16 protein-coding genes and 1 tRNA gene are annotated in these 19,434 nt (G+C 59.1%); 9 read left to right on the forward strand and 8 right to left on the reverse strand.

What is annotated here, in order from left to right:
• Window positions 1-8 precede the first annotated feature (8 nt).
• From Q0U90_RS01260 to Q0U90_RS01285, 6 genes are all read left to right on the forward strand, one after another.
• A complete protein-coding gene (locus tag Q0U90_RS01260; RefSeq protein WP_297450448.1) occupies window positions 9-1,469 on the forward strand; it encodes a M1 family metallopeptidase in 1,461 nt (486 codons plus the stop codon).
• A gap of 18 nt (window positions 1,470-1,487) precedes the next feature.
• Window positions 1,488-2,843 carry a hypothetical protein gene (locus tag Q0U90_RS01265; protein WP_297450451.1) on the forward strand — a complete coding sequence of 452 codons (1,356 nt, stop codon included), beginning with the start codon at window positions 1,488-1,490 and terminating at the stop codon, window positions 2,841-2,843.
• A gap of 103 nt (window positions 2,844-2,946) precedes the next feature.
• On the forward strand, window positions 2,947-3,768 hold the full coding sequence (locus tag Q0U90_RS01270; RefSeq protein ID WP_297450455.1) for a glycosyltransferase: 822 nt from the start codon (window positions 2,947-2,949) through the stop codon (window positions 3,766-3,768).
• 11 nt (window positions 3,769-3,779) lie between these two features.
• A complete protein-coding gene (locus Q0U90_RS01275) occupies window positions 3,780-4,484 on the forward strand; it encodes a glycosyltransferase family 2 protein (protein WP_297450457.1) in 705 nt (234 codons plus the stop codon).
• The gene (locus tag Q0U90_RS01280) at window positions 4,481-4,879 is read left to right on the forward strand and encodes a DUF2304 domain-containing protein (RefSeq protein WP_297450459.1); all 399 of its coding nucleotides are present in this window, start codon (window positions 4,481-4,483) and stop codon (window positions 4,877-4,879) included. The genes Q0U90_RS01275 and Q0U90_RS01280 overlap by 4 nt, the downstream gene beginning before the upstream one ends.
• A gap of 49 nt (window positions 4,880-4,928) precedes the next feature.
• Window positions 4,929-5,900, forward strand: coding sequence for a thioredoxin domain-containing protein (locus tag Q0U90_RS01285; RefSeq protein ID WP_297450463.1), 972 nt, complete (start codon window positions 4,929-4,931; stop codon window positions 5,898-5,900).
• 6 nt (window positions 5,901-5,906) lie between these two features.
• Here the strand turns inward: Q0U90_RS01285 and Q0U90_RS01290 are convergent, their stop codons facing one another.
• The gene (locus Q0U90_RS01290) at window positions 5,907-6,872 is read right to left on the reverse strand and encodes a GDP-mannose 4,6-dehydratase (protein ID WP_297450569.1); all 966 of its coding nucleotides are present in this window, start codon (window positions 6,870-6,872) and stop codon (window positions 5,907-5,909) included.
• 129 nt (window positions 6,873-7,001) lie between these two features.
• Window positions 7,002-8,291 (reverse strand): MFS transporter, encoded by a 1,290-nt coding sequence (locus Q0U90_RS01295; protein WP_297450466.1) that lies wholly within the window; start codon window positions 8,289-8,291, stop codon window positions 7,002-7,004.
• A 746-nt stretch (window positions 8,292-9,037) separates the two neighbouring features.
• Here Q0U90_RS01295 and Q0U90_RS01300 point away from each other — a divergent pair.
• Both Q0U90_RS01300 and Q0U90_RS01305 read left to right on the forward strand, forming a co-directional pair.
• On the forward strand, window positions 9,038-10,381 hold the full coding sequence (locus Q0U90_RS01300) for an MFS transporter (RefSeq protein WP_297450469.1): 1,344 nt from the start codon (window positions 9,038-9,040) through the stop codon (window positions 10,379-10,381).
• Window positions 10,382-10,600: 219 nt separating this feature from the next.
• Window positions 10,601-12,652, forward strand: a complete 2,052-nt coding sequence (locus tag Q0U90_RS01305; RefSeq protein WP_297450471.1) for an acyl-CoA dehydrogenase family protein — start codon at window positions 10,601-10,603, stop codon at window positions 12,650-12,652.
• A gap of 19 nt (window positions 12,653-12,671) precedes the next feature.
• On the opposite strand, the gene Q0U90_RS01310 is transcribed toward Q0U90_RS01305, so the two are convergent.
• The 4 genes from Q0U90_RS01310 to Q0U90_RS01325 all read right to left on the reverse strand — a co-directional run bounded on the left by Q0U90_RS01310 (window position 12,672) and on the right by Q0U90_RS01325 (window position 16,787).
• A complete protein-coding gene (locus tag Q0U90_RS01310) occupies window positions 12,672-13,586 on the reverse strand; it encodes an N-acetylmuramoyl-L-alanine amidase (RefSeq protein ID WP_297450475.1) in 915 nt (304 codons plus the stop codon).
• A gap of 415 nt (window positions 13,587-14,001) precedes the next feature.
• Window positions 14,002-14,880 carry a hypothetical protein gene (locus tag Q0U90_RS01315; RefSeq protein WP_297450478.1) on the reverse strand — a complete coding sequence of 293 codons (879 nt, stop codon included), beginning with the start codon at window positions 14,878-14,880 and terminating at the stop codon, window positions 14,002-14,004.
• Between the two features lie 341 nt (window positions 14,881-15,221).
• Window positions 15,222-15,297, reverse strand: a tRNA-Thr gene (locus Q0U90_RS01320).
• A 134-nt stretch (window positions 15,298-15,431) separates the two neighbouring features.
• The gene (locus Q0U90_RS01325; protein WP_297450480.1) at window positions 15,432-16,787 is read right to left on the reverse strand and encodes a DNA polymerase III subunit delta'; all 1,356 of its coding nucleotides are present in this window, start codon (window positions 16,785-16,787) and stop codon (window positions 15,432-15,434) included.
• 82 nt (window positions 16,788-16,869) lie between these two features.
• On the opposite strand from Q0U90_RS01325, the gene Q0U90_RS01330 reads away from it, so the two are divergent.
• Window positions 16,870-18,396 (forward strand): adenylate/guanylate cyclase domain-containing protein, encoded by a 1,527-nt coding sequence (locus Q0U90_RS01330; protein WP_297450483.1) that lies wholly within the window; start codon window positions 16,870-16,872, stop codon window positions 18,394-18,396.
• An 85-nt stretch (window positions 18,397-18,481) separates the two neighbouring features.
• Here Q0U90_RS01330 and Q0U90_RS01335 read toward each other — a convergent pair whose 3' ends face one another.
• Window positions 18,482-18,685: a helix-turn-helix domain-containing protein gene (locus Q0U90_RS01335; RefSeq protein ID WP_005511351.1), complete on the reverse strand. Its 204-nt coding sequence runs from the start codon at window positions 18,683-18,685 to the stop codon at window positions 18,482-18,484.
• Window positions 18,686-19,276, reverse strand: a complete 591-nt coding sequence (locus Q0U90_RS01340; RefSeq protein WP_297450493.1) for a hypothetical protein — start codon at window positions 19,274-19,276, stop codon at window positions 18,686-18,688. It abuts the gene before it with no gap.
• Window positions 19,277-19,434: the final 158 nt, after the last annotated feature.

Raw genomic sequence — 19,434 nt, forward strand, 5'->3', positions numbered from 1 at the left:
TAACAGCCGTGAGTAGCGCTGATTTCACTAATCCATATACCGGTATTGCGTTCAACCTGGGTTTCCGGGTGAACAAGTACGAACTGGACCTCGATTATCGGGTCGGGCCGAATCGTCTGAAGGCGACGGCAACTCTGCACATCGAGATCAATGCTTGGACTTCGCACCTCACGCTCGACTTTGCGGATGCGCTGGGGGTCGATTCGGTGGATGCAATCTACGATTCGCAGGCACACTCTATCGATGTGAAGCGCTGGCGTCACTCGGGCCGCAAATTGCGTGTCACCTTCGACCGCGAGCTGGCTCCCGACGAGACGCTGCGGCTGATTGTCACCTACTCGGGCACGCCACGTCCGGTGCGCTCGAAGTGGGGCGAGATTGGCTGGGAGGAGCTGGAAAACGGCGCACTCGTGGCATCGCAGCCGGTCGGCGCGGCATCGTGGTACCCCTGCGATGACGATCCTGAGGTCAAGGCGTTCTACGAGTTCACGATGGTCACCGACGCTCCCTACGAGGTCGTCGCACCAGGGCTTGCCGACGCTCCGGTGAACGTGGGCGGATCGCGCCGCCGCTGGCGGTTTGTCACCGAGGAGCCCATGGCCTCCTACCTGGCCACCATCAATGTCGGCCAGTTTAAGAAGGTCGAGCTGCCGTGCCAGACCTCGACCGTGGTGGCGTGGGTGCCCTCTGAACTTGTAGCCAATGCTCGCCATGACTTCCGCGATCAGGGGCGCATGCTCGATGAATTCGCCAAGCTCTTTGGCCCCTACCCCTTCCGCGCATACCAGGTGGTCATTTGTGAAGATGACCTGGAGATCCCCATTGAGGCACAGGGCCTGTCCATCTTCGGCGCCAACCACGCCGACGGCAAGGACACGTGGAACCGCCTGATTGCCCACGAGTTGTCTCACCAGTGGTTTGGCAACAGCGTTGGCATTTCGCAGTGGCGCGATATTTGGCTCAACGAGGGTTTTGCCTGCTACTCCGAGTGGGTGTGGTCCGAGGTCAGCGGCGGTGCCAGTGCGGATGTGCACGCCCGCAAGCACTACCTGGATTTGCTTGAAGAAGATCAGGACATCGTTATCGCCAACCCGGGGCCAAAGCTGATGTTCGACGACCGCCTGTACAAGCGCGGCGCGCTGACTGTGCATGCTCTGCGTCTGCTGCTCGGCGACGAGGTGTTCTTCGACTTGGTTTGTAAGTGGACCACTACTAACCGCCACAGTGTGGTCGATGCGGTGGACTTCCGGGCACTGGCCAATCGCGTGTGCCGTGAGCGTGGCATCACCACCTCGCACCTGGATGTCATCTTTGACTCCTGGCTGTCACGCAGCCCTTTGCCGGACTTCCCAACTGACCCGACGCGCTCCCCTGCTGACCAGGGCATCGACGATGACGGTACCCCAATCGTGGACGAGGAGCTGGCTGCTCAGTTCGACAAGCTCGGCTACTCGAAGGCCAAGGACTAGAGAACTAGAGGCACGTCAATGTCCGGTTTCAAATGGCTGTCGCTGGCCACGATTGTCGCCGCGATAGGCAGCTTTGCGGTGCTGATTATCTCGGCCCGCGCGCTCCCCAATGCCGTCAACCTGCAGTTCGTGGCGTACTGGGGGCTTTTCTTCGCACTCACCGGTGTCCTCGGCGGGCTGATGCAGGAGACCACTCGCGCAATCGGTGCCGCAGATGCAGAGAATCGGACGCGGGAGCACAGCAGTGAGCAGGAGCAGACAGCTGCCAAAAACGCTCGGACTCTCGGAGCCCGCCCCATCACAGTTTCACTGGGCATGGCCGTGATTACCTTCATCACCATGGCTGCGACGGGCCCGCTGTGGGCGCCGCTGGTCGTGCAGGATGACACCGGGCTGGCAGTTCTTCTCATGGCTTTTGGTCTGGCTCTGTACTCGATGCAGGCCACCACATCGGGTCTACTCAGCGGTCGCCAACTGTGGGGTCCCTACGCCGCGCTAATCATGATTGACATTCTTGTGCGCGTGGCACTGGCGCTTGTGGCCTGGTACTTCGGCTGGGGACTTCTGGCCTGGCTGATTATTACCGTTTTCGGCACGGTCAGTTGGCTGATTCTCGCAATATTTTCGCCGGCAACTCGCTCGGTCATGTTCGCGCGTGCCGACGTCCCGGTGCGCCGCTTCGTCGCTCTCATGGTCACGGCCATGGGCGCATCCGGCGCATCCGCGGTGCTGGTCACGGGCTTTCCGACAATCGTCAAGATTGCCGGCGAAGCCGTGACCACCGGCTCCGGGATAGCTGAATCGCTCACTCCACCACATGCCAACAACTTCACCGCAGCGGTGACCATCGCGGGTATCGCCTACGCTGTGACGCTAACCCGTGCCCCGCTGCTCATGCCGCTGGAGAAGTTCCAAAACGCCATCATTGTGAGTTTTGTCCGGCACCGCTCCGAAGGCGTGCTGGCAGCGCTGGCCAAACCATTGGCAGCGCTGGCGGCTTTCGGCACTGTCGGGGCTGGCCTGGCATGGCTCATCGGCCCGTGGATTATGACTCTCATTCTGGATGAGAGCTACCGTGTCTCTGGCCCGGTGCTCGCAGCGCTGACGCTCGGTGCGACTTTGACCGCCATGTTGATGATCACCGGCTCGGTCACCCTGGCTGTGGAAAAACACAACATGTACCTGGCCGGTTGGCTGGCTGCGACCACAACCGCTGTTTTCATTTTGTTCCTCCCCGGCCACTTGTCGGTGCGCACGGTCGCGGCTATCGCCGTAGGCTCTGCGGTAGGTGTTGTCATTCACCTGCTTGCGCTGCGCACGCTCCCGCCGCGTGCTGCCAAGGAGGCGGTATCGGAGGCATTTGCGGTGGAATAGTTCCTCCCCCGCGCTCCGTTATCGTCACCTCGCTATCGTCCTTATTTCCTAGCGTCCCCTTTGTTCCCTACCGTCCCTGTAACTCCCGAGACTCGAGACTCACATGTCCACCATTACTAATCTCACGGTTCTTATGTCCGTCTATCACCGTGCTGTCCCCGACCAGCTCGATGCTGCACTGCAGTCGCTGTGGAATCAGACACGACCGGCGGCGCACGTTATTTTGGTCATCGATGGCCCAATTGGGCAGGACCTCGACCGAGTCGTCGTCAAGCATGAACAGGAGCACCCGGAATTGACGGTGCTGCGGTGTGCGGAAAATGGCGGCTTGGGAGTGGCTTTACAAGCAGGGCTTCAACTGGTGAAAACACCGTGGTTGGCGCGGCTGGATGCGGATGATATTGCGCGTGCGGATCGCTTTGAAAAGCAGTGGACCGCGCTAACCGCTGATTTGGAGTTGGATGTGCTGGGCAGTGCGATGGCGGAGTTCGAAGGCACGCCGGACAACGTAGTGCGCGTGCGGACTCTACCGAAGACACACGCCGAAATTGCACGCTATATCAAAATCAATTCGCCTGTGAACCACCCATCCGTGATACTGCGGACGGCGAAGGTGCGGGAGGTCGGTGGATACCGCGATATCCGTCTGATGGAGGACTACGACCTCTGGGCGCGCCTTATGGCTGCGGGCGCGAAGTTTGAAAACCTGCCCGAGCCGCTGGTGTACTTCCGTGCTGACGACATGTTCGAGCGGCGTACCTCGCGCGGCATCATCGACAGCGAACGTAAGCTCCAAGATACGCTCGTGGAAGAAGGACTGATCTCTCGGCCGCGGGCAGCGTTTAACTTGGCAGCACGGACACTTTTCCGGCTTTTGCCAACCAAGCTCATGTCCCGCGCATATCGACGATTGTTTGTGCGGTAGGCTTCGGAGCGATGACTGACAACATGGATTTTTCGGACACCTGGCTGATTGTGCCGTGCTACAACGAGGGCCAGGTCATTCGTGAGGTCCTCGAGCACGCTCGCGAAACCTTCCCCAACATTGTCGCGGTCAACGACGGCTCTTCGGATAACTCCAGCCTGGAAATCCACTTGGCCGGAGCACACTTGGTCAACCACCCCGTCAACTTGGGCCAAGGCGCCGCTATCCAGACCGGCGTGGAGTACGCCCGCGCGCAGGCTGGCTCGAAGTACTTTGTCACCTTCGATGCCGATGGGCAGCACCAGGTCAAGGATGTTGTCGCGATGGTGCAGCGGCTGCGCACCGAGCCGATTGACATCATTGTGGGTACCCGTTTTGGCCGCCCTCGCGTAGAGGATGACCAGGTGCCGCTAATCAAGCGAATTGTTCTAAAGACCGTGGTCATGCTGTCACCACGTACACGCCGACTCGGGCTTACCGACGCCCACAACGGCCTGCGCGCCTTCAACCGCACAGTGGCAGAGCAACTGAACCTGCGCATGAACGGCATGAGCCATGCCTCCGAGTTTGTCGAGCTCATGGACGATAAAAAATGGCGCGTCGCTGAACAGCCGGTCGATATTCTCTACACGGAATACTCAATGTCCAAGGGACAATCCTTGTTCAACGGTGTCAATATCCTTGCCGACTCCCTGATTTCGAAGAGGCTGCCATGACCGCATCCATCGTTCAAATTATTCTGCTGCTGGCGATGGTGGGCCTGGTGGGTTACTTCCTCGCAAACCGTCGTAAAGCGCGCGCCAAGGCGGGCGTGAAGCTGGGATTCGTCGTCTTCGTCATCGCATGCCTGTGGGCAATCGTGCGTCCCGACGATCTGACGGTGGTGGCCAACTGGATCGGTGTGAACCGCGGCACCGACTTGCTGCTCTACGCGCTGGTATTGGCGTTCGTGTTTACCACCGTGTCGTCCTACATCCGCTTCCGCGAACTGGAGCTGCGCTACGCGCGACTCGCGCGTGCGGTGGCGCTGAAGACCGCAGTGCGTCCAGAGGAAGAAATTGTAATTCCGGGCAGCCGGAAAAACAGCGGGAAGAACAACGGGGCCAACTAAGCGGAACGCTATGCGCATGTGAGTTTGGAACTGTGGTTCCATAGAAGCCATGAGCGAAGAAAAGAAGGACAACACCGCCGCTGACAACAGTGGCGATCCGCAGCAGCCCTCCGCAGCCGAAGCACAGCAAGATTCACAGCAGATGCCGACTGAACAGGACTTGGAGACGTGGTCTACCGGTAGCGATGTGAAGACCAAGTCGTGGTATTCGATTCCAAATGCAGCGTGGGCGTTGGCCGTCGTCGCGCTGATTGTGGTTGGTGCAGCGGGCTTCTTCGCTGGTTCACGCTCGGCTAGCTTCAACGGTGTAAATACGGTCAACATGGCAGGCGTTGCGCCAGGTAAAGGCGAGATAGCACCTGTGCCAGGACCGGACGGCTCTTTTGACGCCAGTATCTACGGCCCAAAGGCCGGAGCACAGCTGAAGTCCCCGGAGGATATGGACAATGTCCACCGCCGCAATGAAAATGATCCCTTTGCGCTCGGTGCGGTTGATGCTCCGGTCGTAATCTCGATCTACTCGGACTACGAATGCCCGTTCTGCGCGAAGTTCGCGAACGAGACCGAACCGACGCTTGTGGAAAAGTACGTCAACGAGGGCCTGGTCCGCCTGGAGTGGAACGATATGGCCATCAATGGCGATGAGGCTATCAAGGACGCGGAGGCTGGACGTGCCGCAGCAGCTCAAGGCAAGTTCTGGGAGTTCTCACGCGCGCTGTTTAAGAAGGCCGGGGAAAAGGGGCAAGGCCACCCGGAGTTCACTAAAGACGAACTAATCGCCGCTGCTCGTGAGGCCGGTGTGTCGGATATGAAGCGCTTTGAAAAGGAACTCGAGGAAGGCAAGTGGACCAAGGCGGTCGAAGATGCCACCCAGTTCGGTTCCATGCTGGGCATTTCCGGCACTCCGGGCTTCCTCGTTGGCACTCAGTTCGTCTCGGGCGCACAGCCTCTCGACGTGTTCGAGGACAACATCGAGCTGGCTCTCATCCACGCCAAGCGCATGGAAGAAGCCGGCAAGTAAGCTGCGCTAGCCCTGATTCCGGAAGTACTCAACAGTGCGAGCCACGCCCTCCTGAATACTCACAGCTGGCTCCCAGCCGAGTACCTCGCGCGCCCGCGTGGGGTTCAATGCCGAGCGCGCCACATCGCCAGTGCGCGCGGGCGCAAATTCCGGATTGTCCTCGGCCCCGGCAGCCTCCGCCACCAGTGAATGCAGTTGTCGGTCCGAGGTCTCCACACCGGTGCCGATATTAAAGCGCATTCCGCCACCGACCTCGCCGGATGCCCGGTAAAACGCATCCACCACATCGTCGACATACACATAGTCGCGGGTGTTTCCGCCGTCGCCAAACACCTTGGTCGACTCCCCAGCCAGCAACCGCTGGGAGAAGATAGCCACCACTCCGGCTTCACCGTGCGGGTCCTGCCGCGGGCCGTACACATTTGCCGGCGCAATGTGTGAGCACTCGAGACCGTAGAGGTTACGGAACATATTCAGGTACAGCTCACCCGTCGCCTTAGAGGCGGCATACGGGCTCAGCGGATTGACGGGCACGCTCTCGGAGACCGGCAGTTCCTCCGGGGTGCCATAGATGGCACCGCCTGAAGAAGTAAACACAACCTTGCGGACACCATGCTTTCGGGCCGCTTCAGCCAGCTTGATAGTGCCGATAATGTTCAATGTCGCATCCCGCACCGGGTCGGCCACGGAAATCCGCACGTCAATCTGCGCCGCTAGGTGGAAGATGACCTCGGGGCGAATGCGGTCAAGAAGCTCGTCCCAGTCAACCTCCAGCACATCGGCGGTGACGAACTCGAAATCGTCGTTAAGCGATGCCTGTTCGAGATTCGCCAGCTTTCCATGGGAGAGATCGTCCAGCGCCGTGACTGCATAGCCCTCAGCCAGCAACCGGTCGACCAGCGTTGAACCGATAAACCCGGCGCCGCCTGTCACCAGTGCGCGAGGTTTCGCGCTTGTCGACGGCGCGGTCATCGCGGTGGCCGATGAGTCGTTGTTTTGCTTTCCCATAGGAAGAACTATAGGCGCTTGGTAGGCAAAACCCCTTTATATTGTGCGCGTCCGCCCCAACACAATGGGGCTTGTAACCGGAATTATGTGGAGCTATTCGCCCCGCTGTGGCAGGTTGACCGTGGAATTGAAGAAAATAACCAAGCCCATCAGGATGGCAATCACCATACCGCCGCCCAGCATGACCGGATAGGTCATCCAGGAAATGGAATCGGACAGCTTCGTCAGAATTGCCGGGAATGCGAAGCCAATGTAGGTCAAGCAGTAGAAGATACCTGTCAATCCCGCCATATCGCGTGGGCCAGCGATGCGCTGCACCTCATTGAGCCCAGTGAACATGGACAGGCCGTAACCAGTACCCAGTACCAGCGCTGCGACGAATGCCGTTACTGCGGTGGGATTGGTGGACATCCACGCGGCCAGTCCCATGCCAATGACCACGATGCCAATCGCAATCAGCGAACCGCGCGCGTTGTAATCCGTCACAAAGCGTGGACCAATCTGCTGGATAGCGAAACCACACAGCAATGCGAACAGCGTGACCATTGCGGAGTAAAACACTGGCTGAGAGACGTGGTCTTGAAGCAGCGATGGGATGATTGCGTAGGCGACACCCGCCGCGCCGAAGACCCACGGTGCGCCCATTGCGGCGACGAGCAGGAAGCGACGGTTGGTCACCGACGGGGTGCGCAGGGACTCCCAAAGGGATTCCCGCGGGACATTACTGCCGACCAAGTGCGGCGACTGGCGAGTCTCCGGCACAGCCAACAGCCCGAAAATAGTCGGGATAGAGATCAGGATGTGGAGGATATAAGCCAGCTGCCCCGGCAGCGGCGCGAACTGCGCCAGCGTGCCAGCAATACCTGCACCCAGACCAAAGCCCAAGGTCAGCGCCATGGACTGACGCTTCGCACCCGAGGTGGACTTGGCTTTCGGGTCAAAGCGGGGGTCAGAAAGCTCCTTCACCCAGGATCCGCCCACGGCCATGACAATGCCGACCGCCAATCCCGAGATAAAGCGACCGGTGAGGATGAGCGGGGCGGTGGTCTCGCCCAGCGCAATAAGGGTCGAGCCCAAAATGGACAGCACCGGTGCGGTGAGCATCACCGGCTTACGGCCAATGCGGTCCGAGATCGGGCCAGAAATCAGCAGTGCCGGTGCGATGCCGAGGGCGTAGACCAGCAACAGAAGATCGATGAATACCGGAGCCAGGTCAGCGTTCTCGCGGTACATCACCATCAGCGGAGTGAATTCATTGCCACCCCACGCGACGGCGAAGACTGCAATCGCGGAAAGGAACCACATCGGCACCCCGCCTTTAGCCTTGGCGTTGCCGTGAGGTACCTCGTTTTCATTGCCGTTAATTCCTGCGCGAGAAGACATGCCGTTTACTTTACGACGGGCCCCTGCGCCTTATGCCCAATAGAGGGAATTGGGCCACATAGCTAACCCAGAAGGTGTGTTGCACTCGGGCTGGAGCCTTATTCCCTTTCCCGTCTAAATGCCCCTTGAACATAGGGCACGCGCCCCCTTATTGGGGTAGGTATTTCGCACCTCAAACCCCCTGCCCCATTCGGGGGCAGTTCCCCATTCGAGACTACGCCGTTATTTTTCTGCAATCTAGCGCGTCCCGTCCATCACTTCAGTCACATGAGACACAGTAGGACTGATTGACCAGTTATGGAATTAGCAAAATCGGGGGTGCACAAACTGCCATAAACACAGATTTTCCTCACTTAAGACAGATTCGAGCCCTATTGAATTGAGGTCGCCTCAACGCCAATTGGAAGCGGCCAGGAATCGGAAGCCCGCCACCCCACACCTAAGCCCCACCCCCACTACCCCACCTTTCAGACATGGCCGTGACATAAACGGGCCTCAATTAAAGGGAATATAAGCCCCACACTAACCCCGCTCCACCCCCATTGCGTATTTTTCCCTCCATCGAACCCGGCCCCAACCGCTGGTCGTCACCAATGCAGCTGTGTAACAATTCGACACCGTCAAACATTCTGCCCCCTTTCCCCAAACGCTGGCTGAGGAAAACCTGTGTCGCTTCTACGCAATCGCCGAGGCGACGATGGACTCGATGGCCGTGCGAACGGGCCGGTAAAGAAAGTCTTGTTTTTATGACTACTTCGATCATCGCGAATGATCCCAAGCAGCGCCGTCAGGTGCTCACGGGAACTCTCGTAGGTACGACCATTGAGTTTTACGACTTCCTGATTTACGCGCAGGCTGCCGCCATCGTGCTCGCTCCGCACTTCATTGAGCCGGCTGCACAGTCGAACCCACAGGTGGCCCAGGTACTCGCCTGGGCCACCCTGGGTATTTCCTTCCTCTTCCGCCCGCTTGGCGCTATTGTCGCTGGCCATATCGGTGACCGCTACGGGCGCAAGATGATTCTGGTCTTCACCCTCATTGGCATGGGTGCCGCTACTTTCTGCATCGGTCTGCTGCCGACCTATGAGTCAATCGGCATCGCCGCGCCTATCCTGCTGGTTCTGCTTCGTATCTTCCAGGGTCTTTCCGCTGGTGGCGAATGGGGCGGCGCAGCCCTGATGTCTGTGGAGTACGCACCGAAGGAAAAGCGCGGTCTCTACGGCGCATTCCCGCAGGCCGGTGTTCCGCTGGGTCTGACCCTGGCTACTGGCACCATGCTGATTGTTATGGCCATCATCGGCGAAGAAGCCTACATGGAGTGGGGCTGGCGTGTGCCGTTCCTGCTGTCCTTCATCCTGGTTCTGATTGGTTACATGATTCGCCGCAGCGTCGACGAGTCCCCGGTCTTCCAGGCTATGCAGGCCGAGTCGGCCGAGCGCTCCGCTCCGCTGCCAGAGCTCTTCCGCAACCACTGGGGCAAGGTTATCCAGGGTGCCCTGATCTTCGCTGCTCAGCAGGCTACCGGTTACCTCGTGATTGCATTCTTTGGCGCTTACGCACAGAAGACACTGGGCTACCCGGCAACCGTTGCATGGACCGGTACTCTCGTCGCCGGTATCTGCTGGACCATCTTCATGTTCCTCGCCGGTGCCTGGTCCGACCGCATCGGTCGCGCCAAGACGTTCATCATCGGCTACGTCCTGATTATGATTTGGGAAGCCGTCATGTGGAGCCTCCTGGAGCAGGGTCCGTTCCTCTACGTCATGACCGTTGCAGTCCTCACTCTGCCGCTGGCCCTGACCTTCGGCCCGCAGCCGGCCATGTACTCGGAGATGTTCCCGGCTGAGGTTCGCTACTCGGGTGCGTCCATCGCTTACGCCATCGGCGCGGTCCTGGGTGGCGCATTCGCACCGATGATTGCTCAGATGATCATGGACTCCACCGGCAACCCGTTCTACATCTCCGTCTACTTGATGGCTATGGCTATCCCGGCCCTGATTGCCCTGTTCCTGCTGCCGAAGGGCCTCGAAAACCGAGACCTCATCGAACACCCGGAAACTAACCTCGAAGAGGTTAAGGCGCACGTCTAGTTCCCACAGCTAAAGGCGCATCCCTTCCAACGCGGAACTGATTACGCAAGCCGTCGTCAAGCACTGCACAACGCAGCACTTGCTTGACGACGGTTTTTGCATTTCCGCCTCCTTCTCATCACGGTGACTCGTTTTCCAAGCCCGCAGCCTCCGATTTCCTCATGAGCTTCTCAGCCAAAAGTGCCTGACAAGTCCCCAATATCCCATTAACGTTGGGTTATGGCACAGACTTCCTCCAGTTCCACGCGAATCCCCCGCCGACGCTCAACCGATGCCCCGAAGATTCTCCCCACCCAGCCCGAACCGGAAGTGGCAAACGCACTGCAAAAGGTCTTGGATGGCTATTTCCCCGAGGCGCGCGCTGATGTCCGCACTCTTTTAGAAGACCCGTCGCTGCGACCTGCCTACGGGCTGGCCGTGGACGAGGCCAGGCAGCGCACCACCGAGGCGCTGTCCAAGGTGCTGGAGACCGGCATGCCCTATGGTGCTTTCCGCCCTGACCAGGGAGGCACGGGAGATACCGGCGGAACTCTCTCCGGGATTGAAATGCTCGGACACACCAACTTGTCGTTGATGGTGAAGTCCGGTGTGCAGTGGGGCCTTTTCGGCGGCGCTGTCAGCAACCTGGGAACCGAACGTCACGGCGAATTGGTGCGTGACCTCATTGAGCTGCGGGCTCTCGGCTGTTTTGCAATGACCGAACGCGGCCACGGCTCGGATGTGCAATCGCTCGAAACCACGGCACACTACGACCCTGAGACGGAAGAATTCATCCTCAATTCGCCCACCGCGTCCTCTGAGAAGTGGTTTTTGGGTAACGCGGCCCGCGATGGGCGCTGGGCAGCGGTCTTCTGCCAGCTCTACACGCCAGAACAGGAAGAATCTCATGGCGTGCACTGCATTGTCGCCCGAATCCGCAACGATGACGGTTCGCCTGTCGACGGAGTTGCTATCGGCGACCATGGCACCAAGGGTGGCCTGTTGGGCGTGGACAACGGCACTCTTGTGTTTGACCACTACCGCGTGCCGCGAGAGAACTTGCTGAACCGTTTTGCAGATGTCTCAGTTGCTGGCGAGTACAGCAGCGATATTGACAGCCCCAATGCGCGGTTTTTCACAATGCTGGGTGCTCTCGTGCGCGGCCGAGTGACAGTCGGTGCGGCTGCTGGTGCGGCGACCCGGACCGCACTGACCATTGGCACAAAGTATGCGAACTTGCGACGCCAGTTTGCTCCCGACGATTCGCTGCCGGAAAAGAAGCTTATTGAATACCGCCAGCACCGTATCCGACTTATCCCCCGCATTGCGCGTTCCTACGGTCTGCAATTTGCCACTAACCTTCTAATCAAGCGGATTCACGACCTCGAAGCAGAAGGGCTAGATCGCGCGAATCTGACTCCGGAGCAGGCTCGTAATCTGCGGGAGACGGAGGCGCATGCCGCCGCATTGAAGGTCGCCAACACAGCACACGCCACCGATGCCATCCAGGAAATGCGTGAGGCTACCGGCGGAGCGGGATATATGGCAGAAAACCTGCTGACCATCCTCAAGGAAGACTCCGACGTCTTCACCACCTTTGAGGGCGACAACGTGGTGATGTTGCAGCTGGTCACCAAGGAACTCTTGGGAGGATTCGCCCGGGAAGTGCAGAGTTTTTCCAACTTAGAAATGGTGCGCTTCGGCCTCGACAGTTTCAGTGGCACATTGCGCCGTCGCACTGGTGCGGACGCCGTCGTCCAGAACCTCCTGGACGCTCTGACGGACGCTGATGAATCTTCGCTTTTTGATCCCGCCAGCCAGATGCAGTTACTCATCGAGCGTGAGAACCGGCTTCTCAAGTCTCTTGCCCGCAGGTTGCGCCCGGCGCGGAAACTTCCTGTTGAGAAGGCCGCAAAGCTGGTGGACAAGGCGCAGGACCACATGATTTCCTGCGCCTGGGCGCACATCGATCGCATCATTTTGGAAGCATTCTTCGAAGCCGAATCCTCACTCACAGACAAGCGCTCCCAGGAGGTGCTTGAACAGGTCCGCGATGTGTTCTTCCTGTCGGTGGTTTGCGATAACGCAGGCTGGTTCTTGGAGCAGTCACTGCTCACCGGTACTCGCACCAAGGGTGCACGAGCGGGCCTGGCGGATCTCGTTGACTCCCTTGGCCCCTGGTCTGAGGTGCTTGTCGACGCGTTTGGTGTGCCCAGCACCATGCTGGATATCCCCATGATGGAGCCTTACGACGCGATGACTCCAAAGACGAAGGCCAACCCGGCTAATTAGCGGCTTGGTCAGTTAGCGGCTACTGAGCTAAGAAACCTTCCAGCCCAGCCACAGTGGCCTCTGCCAAGCGCTGACGGCCTTCGTTGGAGGTCAGGAGGGCAATGTCGCTGCTGTCGCGCATGTTGCCGTATTCGACCAGCGCCTTTGGCTTCGTCGAGAGATTTAGTCCGGTGAGGTCTGCCCGCGGATTCAGCCCCTGGCTACCGAGGTAGTTGGATGGAGCAAAACCAGCGGCTACAAAGGCATCACGCAGGGCGGTTGCCAGCGCGGTAGAGCCCTGCTCGTCATTATTGCCGAGCGGCTGCGAAATCGCAGACACATGGAATCCGCGGTTGCCCTCCCCAGCGCCGTCTGCATGGAGGCTCACCACAGCATCGGCGTTGGAGACATTTTCCTTCTCTGCTCGGACATCAATGCAGTCTGCACGACCGGTGTCATCAGCACGGCTGAGTAATACTTGGGCACCGCGTTGTTCGAGCAGTTGCTTGATTTCCTGTGCCATCAGCCAGTTGAACTCGTGCTCTGGAAAGCCGTCGTTGGAAGCAGTGCCGGAGGTATTGCACGGCTTTTGGCCACCACGGCCGTCCGTGACCATCAGGTCTGCAGGTGGTGGGGTGCCGGCGTGTCCCGGGTCGAGGTAGATGACCTTGCCGGCTACAGCACTAGAGCCGTCGGTACGCGAAGTAGCGCGATTAGCTTGCTGTTGTTGTGCATCCCCCGGAGCAACTGCGTCGGGGTTAGCAGAATCAGGCATTGCAGACTCCTCATTCGGCGGCGTGGGGTTCGGCATCTGCACGGACTCTTCCTCAGCGACAAAGGATGCTTGCGTTTCCGTCGACGCAGCTTGCTGAGCACTTCCTACCTTGGAAGCCTCCGTGTCGATAGTGCAGGCTACAAGACCGGCTGGCAAAATTGCCGCAGCCACCAAAGCCACAGCTAGTCGCCCTGCTGATTGTTGCATTGTTAGTCGCTGGTGTCCGGGCTGCCGCATCGTGCGTTCTCCTAGTATCCGCGCACCTGCCATGTGTTGAGTAACAGTAGCAAACACCCGATTGAGAGTCGCCGGCTCCGAAATATCTTCCCCTTTCGTTTCCAGGAAACCACTGCACGCCGAAGCGTATGCAGGATTTTCAGGAGTTATCACCGAGAGGTATCGCTGTAGAGGCCCTCGACGTGGCCTTTCGCCTCTGTCTGAGTTACTCATTCGATTCTGCTTGTACAGGCTGGCGTGGCGCAGCCCGGTTGACAATTCATTTGAAATTTATCAGGGCTGCTGATTTTTTTGAATCACGCCTCCGCCGAAGGGGGGTGAGCAGTACACCGCACGGGATGGTGAAAGACCCCGCGAGTTACCAGCCGCGGGTGGCCACTCGGTCCCAGAGAGCGTTGCTCGCCAGCTCACCGACGCCCGCTGGTGAAGTACCAACGAACGCGTCTCGTGCCTCAGGATCATCAGCAAGGATGTAGCGGAACCACGCGGTGGCGTAACCGTCCCCGAACTCTAAGACGTCCTTGTGATCCGCGCCCAGGCGGCGTGCAATGACCGCCGGACCACCAGCTGATTGAAAGCTCTCCTCTAGGTCTGACCACGGGCTGACAAGCCAGCGGTCCGAACGACCATCGCTGGTCATCAAGAACAACGGTGCCTCTACGTTCGCGGTGGTGTAGTCCCAGTCATTGGACTTTGCCACTTTGTGGGAGGCCGGGCTCGCCGCATACACAGCTGCTACCTCCGTGTGGGCCGCAGCGTTGATAGCGCCCGCACCGCCCTGTGAGTGCCCGAAAATGCCAACCCGTGATCGGTCCACGCGAGAATCCAGTTCCGGCAATCGCTCAATTAAGTGCACGACATTCTCCCCTGTTCCAGTTTGGAGAGTCTCATCGCCGACAACCACGAAACCCCAACTAGCCAGGTGTTCCGCCACGGGCAGGTAGCTGCTCAACGGCGTGTTCGTGCCATTAGCCATGACCACCGCCGGAAACGGCCCCGCGCCCGTCGGTGCCGCGATGGTCACGTCGCCGTCGCGCTGCACGTCGACTGCGTGCGGCCCCTCGCCCGCGAACGATGCCTCCAGCGGGCCACCCGTTTCAGCGCTATACCCGGCAGCCACGCCGTCATCACCGGTCACGCTGTCTGCATCGACCCACTGCATGAATCCCACAAACCCGACAAACGCCACCACAATCACGGCCACCACGGCAATCATGCCAACCACAAGCTTTTTCATGCTCTATATTGTGTTTCCCACGAGAGTGAAGGTCACTAGCGCTAGCACTACTTTTCCTGTACACAGCGCATGACCTGGCACCACCTATAAGAACGTTGGCCTGTTGTACAGCTCCACTGCAAGAGCAAAAGCTTCCTAACTCTTCTCTAGGAGCCGCTCAATGATCTCTTCCTGTCCCTTATCCACGAGGGACCATTCTAACTTCTGCTCCCGATTCACCTCTTCGGTGTTCTCAGCCTGTGCCCTGTCTACACTCGGAATAGCACGGATAATCTGGGACAACTTAGCCAGTGACGATAGGAAAATACCCCCGCTGGAACACTGTTCTAGCTGGGGCTTAATGGAGCCGCCTGCGAGAATCGAACTCGCGACCTTCTCATTACGAGTGAGACGCTCTACCGACTGAGCTAAGGCGGCACGCACATTGCGCCGAGCTTTCAAGCAAGCAGAAATAACCCTGCACAAAATGTACAAGCGGTAATACTACTGTACTGCCCCCATCGCTACCAAAATGGGGCCTGCAGTCCGCTGCATTAGGCGCGGCTACCGGCTTACCTACGACCAACCTGCCCTGCAATCTGCAACTTAGCCATCAATTCATCCATCAAGACCGTCAACTTCACTGCAGTCACGAGCATGCCGCGCACCTCGGTGACAGCATCGATGGAGGCCAATATCGCTTCCGGAGGAAGGCGCCGGGCTAGCTCCGTGGCTGTCCGGCGACGATCGGGATTAATGAGGTAGACGGAGCCATCCCCAAACTCGGAATCAGCGTCAGAAGCCGACCCACCACGCTCGGCCCCAAACGCCAGCACCAGGGCGTCACGGTAAAGCCCCATAATGTCGGTCAACGACAGGTCAATCAGATCTGACTCCGCACGCCTGCGCCGCCGCTTCTGATTTTCCTCCAGCTCCTTGATCACGCCCTTAGAGCCGCGCAGCGCCGCCTGCGCACCCTTGCCGGACGCACCTACGCCCAGTGAGCGCTCGAGGTTCTCCAGCTCCTCAGCCTCTAGTGGCTCCATCCGCCGCTTCACCTCGCCAGCCACTTCGTTGGCCAGCTCACGCGCCGCCACGTATGACTTCGCCGGATCGAACACAGCCTCCACGAAATCCAAGGCCTTTCCCCGCCAGGTACGCGAACCCTCATCGGAAACAAAGCCACGCGCACGCCCAATATGACCGTTGGACACCGTCGCGGCCCAGACCGCTTGCTCGTCGGTAAGCTCTGGCCGCTCGGCGCGCAGGAGGTTTGTGACGTCGTCGATATGCGGCGTCGGCACATAGACATGGCGGCAGCGCGAACGGAGCGTAACGGAGAAATCCTCCGCGTTCGTCGTTGGTGCGCACATGATGATGACGGTGCGCAGAGGCGGCTCTTCCACCACCTTGAGCAGCGCATTTGATGCGGATTCGTTGAGCCGGTCGGCGTCTTCGATGATCAGCACGCGGCAATCCGCCGTCGTGGGCATCTTGTAAGCCCAGGGCCGCAGCTCGTCCCTCACCGTCGCCACCGAGATAATGGTGCCCTCCGGGCGCACGATTTTGATGTCGCCATGCGTTCCCGCCAGCGCCGTCCGGCAGCCCTCGCACTCACCGCATCCGGGGTTGTCATGCCTCGTGCACAGCAGCGCCGCCGCAAAAGCCGTCGCCGTCACCGACCGCCCCGACCCCGCAGGACCAGTGAACAGCCAGGCGTGCGTCATGTCCGAGTCGCGTGGCACATCGCTTAACGACGACCCCGCGTCCCCACCTTCCGGCGAAACCTCCGCCCCATCGCCTGCCAGCGGTTGACCATTGGCAAAGCGATAATGCGCAGCGCGCACAGCAGCCTGCAGCCGCTGACGAACCCCACCGGTTTCGGGCATACGAGAAAACACGCTGCGCTCTGTCATGGGCTCTGTCATGGCCACAACTCTAGCGCGCCCCTCGGGACTCTTGTGAGGTAACTACTCCCTGCAATCCGGGCTTGCCACTAAGGTAGAAGACATGCAACGGCTCTGGCGAAATCTGAAATGGCTAAGTAGGACAATGTGGCCTGCTTATGCCTCATTTGTCTTCGTCTGCAACCTTGTCGGAGCCATGATTGTCGGCCTATTTTTGGGCATATTGCTACCGCTTAATCAGGAAACCCATCTGCCGCGGATTCCCAATGGGGTTATCTACGGTCTCGCTGGGTACCTGGTGCTGGCTATTGTCGCGGGCATCGGCACTACCTGGATGCTTTTCAAGCCGCTGCTGAAATGGCAGCGTCACCCAGAGCTGCATGATCCGCGGCGAGTGCGCTATTTGGTTATGCGCGTACCGGTCTACCAGGCACTCTTGGGCACGGTCATCTGGTCTTTGGGCGTGATTGTTTTCAGCGCGGTCGCATTCACCTATGACAGCAAGATTGGCATGATGGTGCTGATTACCTCGGTGCTCGGTGGCGCCATGGTGGCGCTGTTGACCTATCTGATTGCGGAGCGCATGGTGCGCCCAGTCGCGGTGGAGGCACTGGCGCGTAGGGCTCCGGATTCTTCGCTGGAGCCACCGATTGGTCACCGCTTGCGTCAGACATGGGTTCTAACCAGTGGCGTTCCGGTGGTGGCAATCTTGCTTGTGCTGCTAGGCCAGCGTCGTGGTCTGTTTACAGATGACGCGGCGGACCTCCTGCCTACCATCACCGCACTGGCGATCCTGGCTCTGATTACCGGCTATTTCGGCACAATGCTGGCCAGCATGTCTATCGTTGACCCAATTCGGGACCTCACAGGGGCAATTAACAAGGTCCGCCAGGGCCAGGTGGAAACGCGCGTTCCCATTTACGACGGCTCCGAGATGGGTGTCCTCCAAGCGGGTTTCAATGAAATGATGCGCGGTCTGCAGGAGCGCCAGCGGGTGCGTGACCTCTTCGGTCGCTACGTCGGTTCTGAGGTCGCCCGTAAGGCACTGGAAGAAAAGCCGACTCTGGGCGGAGAGAACCGCCTCGTCGCAGTGCTGTTTGTGGACGTCATTGGTTCGACCAACTTCGCGGAGAAGAACTCACCAGAGGTTGTTGTCCGCGAACTCAATGCGTTTTTCGACCACGTTGTTGACTGCGTGCACCGCAATAAGGGCATTATCAACAAGTTCCAGGGTGACGCGGCTCTGGCTGTTTTCGGCGCTCCCCTACCCCTCGATGACACTGCTGGTCACGCCCTCACTGCGGCCCGCGAGCTGCGTGAGGAACTGCTCGACCTCCAACTCACTGCCGGTATCGGCGTCTCCGCCGGCCACGTCGTCGCCGGCCACATCGGTGCTCGCGACCGATTTGAATACACGGTTATTGGTGACGCGGTTAACCAGGCTGCTCGTCTGACCGAGCTGGCCAAGGACACCCCGGGCCGCGTGCTGGCTACGGCCTCCACTATTCGCCTGGCCAATGAGGACGAGCAGGCTCGCTGGACCACCCTGAAGTCCGTGGAATTGCGTGGCCGCACGCACATGACGCAGCTTGCGCGCCCGGTGCGCCCGACGCTTGCCGACGAGGCCTAGAGCTCGTTGCGCCCGTCGGACTCACTGGGATCGCTGCACTCGTTGGGCACCTAGCATCCCGAAACATCTCACGTGGCGAGCGCACTTACTCCACCGAGAACAAATCCCCTGGCTGGCAGTCCAAGGCTTCACACAACATAGTGAGCGTCGTGAAGCGCACGGCTTTCGCCCTGTTGTTTTTCAGCACTGACAGGTTTACAGGTGTGACCCCGACCTGCTCAGAAAGGGCTGCGAGCGTCATGCCGCGGCTTTCCAGCAACTCATCCAAGTGGCACACAACCTTCGCCATTTAAATGAGCCCTTCCTGATCTTCCTGCATTCGTGCAGCTCGGAATAGCATAACGCCGAGAGTGGAGATGACCATCATAAGAACAAACCATATTCCTAGGTGCTGATAGAAATCGGCATGGTCGCGCTGGAACCATGTGCTCAGATTCAGGTCACCTGCGACCCAGTTTTCGCCCATAAGTTGCAGGAAACCACTTGCCGGATAGATTACTGCCAGCCAGGAGATAGCCATAACGCGTCGCGCAGTCTTAACCGTAAAGAACTCACCCTTCAGATACGAGAGTGAGAACAACACGCAGAGCACGGCAATCGCGGCGACGATAGCGCATCGAACAACAGTCGCGGCAATAAACAAGGAGAGGGCTCCACCACTCATGACCTCGATGGGAACGCCCTTGTCACTTCCCAGGGCTTCGGGCAGGAGCAGTGTCAGATCACTGGGGAACTGCTGGTGAAGAACCGGGTGGCGGAGCTGGAGCAAAATGTAAGCCAGTGCAAGCACTCCGACAAAAAGGCCCGCAACTACATCCCGGCGTTCCTTAGTTTGATTAACATACGGGTCATTTGGCTTCTTGGCCTGGGGAGATGTCATAGCTAACTTCCTTGCTGCACCATAATTGGCGCGGTTAGTGAATTGTTCTGCGGGTAGATTGGGACCGCCACCCAACACCAACACATCGTTATTCGATGTATCGATTTTCGATACTATATCGCTTTTCGATATGCCGCAAGACTTCTGCAACAAAACAT

Origin of the sequence: uncultured Corynebacterium sp., from assembly GCF_946998835.1 — a bacterium.
Classification (GTDB): Bacteria; Actinomycetota; Actinomycetes; order Mycobacteriales; family Mycobacteriaceae; genus Corynebacterium.

Bases quoted from the DNA above. Each gene is read 5' to 3' on its own strand.
- Q0U90_RS01280 (WP_297450459.1), top strand. From the start codon at position 4,481: ATGACCGCATCCATCGTTCAAATTATTCTGCTGCTGGCGATGGTGGGC.
- Q0U90_RS01335 (WP_005511351.1), bottom strand. From the start codon at position 18,685: ATGGCGAAGGTTGTGTGCCACTTGGATGAGTTGCTGGAAAGCCGCGGC.
- Q0U90_RS01340 (WP_297450493.1), bottom strand. From the start codon at position 19,276: ATGACATCTCCCCAGGCCAAGAAGCCAAATGACCCGTATGTTAATCAA.
- Q0U90_RS01265 (WP_297450451.1), top strand. From the start codon at position 1,488: ATGTCCGGTTTCAAATGGCTGTCGCTGGCCACGATTGTCGCCGCGATA.
- Q0U90_RS01290 (WP_297450569.1), bottom strand. From the start codon at position 6,872: ATGACCGCGCCGTCGACAAGCGCGAAACCTCGCGCACTGGTGACAGGC.
- Q0U90_RS01330 (WP_297450483.1), top strand. From the start codon at position 16,870: ATGCAACGGCTCTGGCGAAATCTGAAATGGCTAAGTAGGACAATGTGG.
- Q0U90_RS01270 (WP_297450455.1), top strand. From the start codon at position 2,947: ATGTCCACCATTACTAATCTCACGGTTCTTATGTCCGTCTATCACCGT.
- Q0U90_RS01300 (WP_297450469.1), top strand. From the start codon at position 9,038: ATGACTACTTCGATCATCGCGAATGATCCCAAGCAGCGCCGTCAGGTG.
- Q0U90_RS01305 (WP_297450471.1), top strand. From the start codon at position 10,601: ATGGCACAGACTTCCTCCAGTTCCACGCGAATCCCCCGCCGACGCTCA.
- Q0U90_RS01295 (WP_297450466.1), bottom strand. From the start codon at position 8,291: ATGTCTTCTCGCGCAGGAATTAACGGCAATGAAAACGAGGTACCTCAC.
- Q0U90_RS01315 (WP_297450478.1), bottom strand. From the start codon at position 14,880: ATGAAAAAGCTTGTGGTTGGCATGATTGCCGTGGTGGCCGTGATTGTG.
- Q0U90_RS01275 (WP_297450457.1), top strand. From the start codon at position 3,780: ATGACTGACAACATGGATTTTTCGGACACCTGGCTGATTGTGCCGTGC.
- Q0U90_RS01285 (WP_297450463.1), top strand. From the start codon at position 4,929: ATGAGCGAAGAAAAGAAGGACAACACCGCCGCTGACAACAGTGGCGAT.
- Q0U90_RS01325 (WP_297450480.1), bottom strand. From the start codon at position 16,787: ATGACAGAGCCCATGACAGAGCGCAGCGTGTTTTCTCGTATGCCCGAA.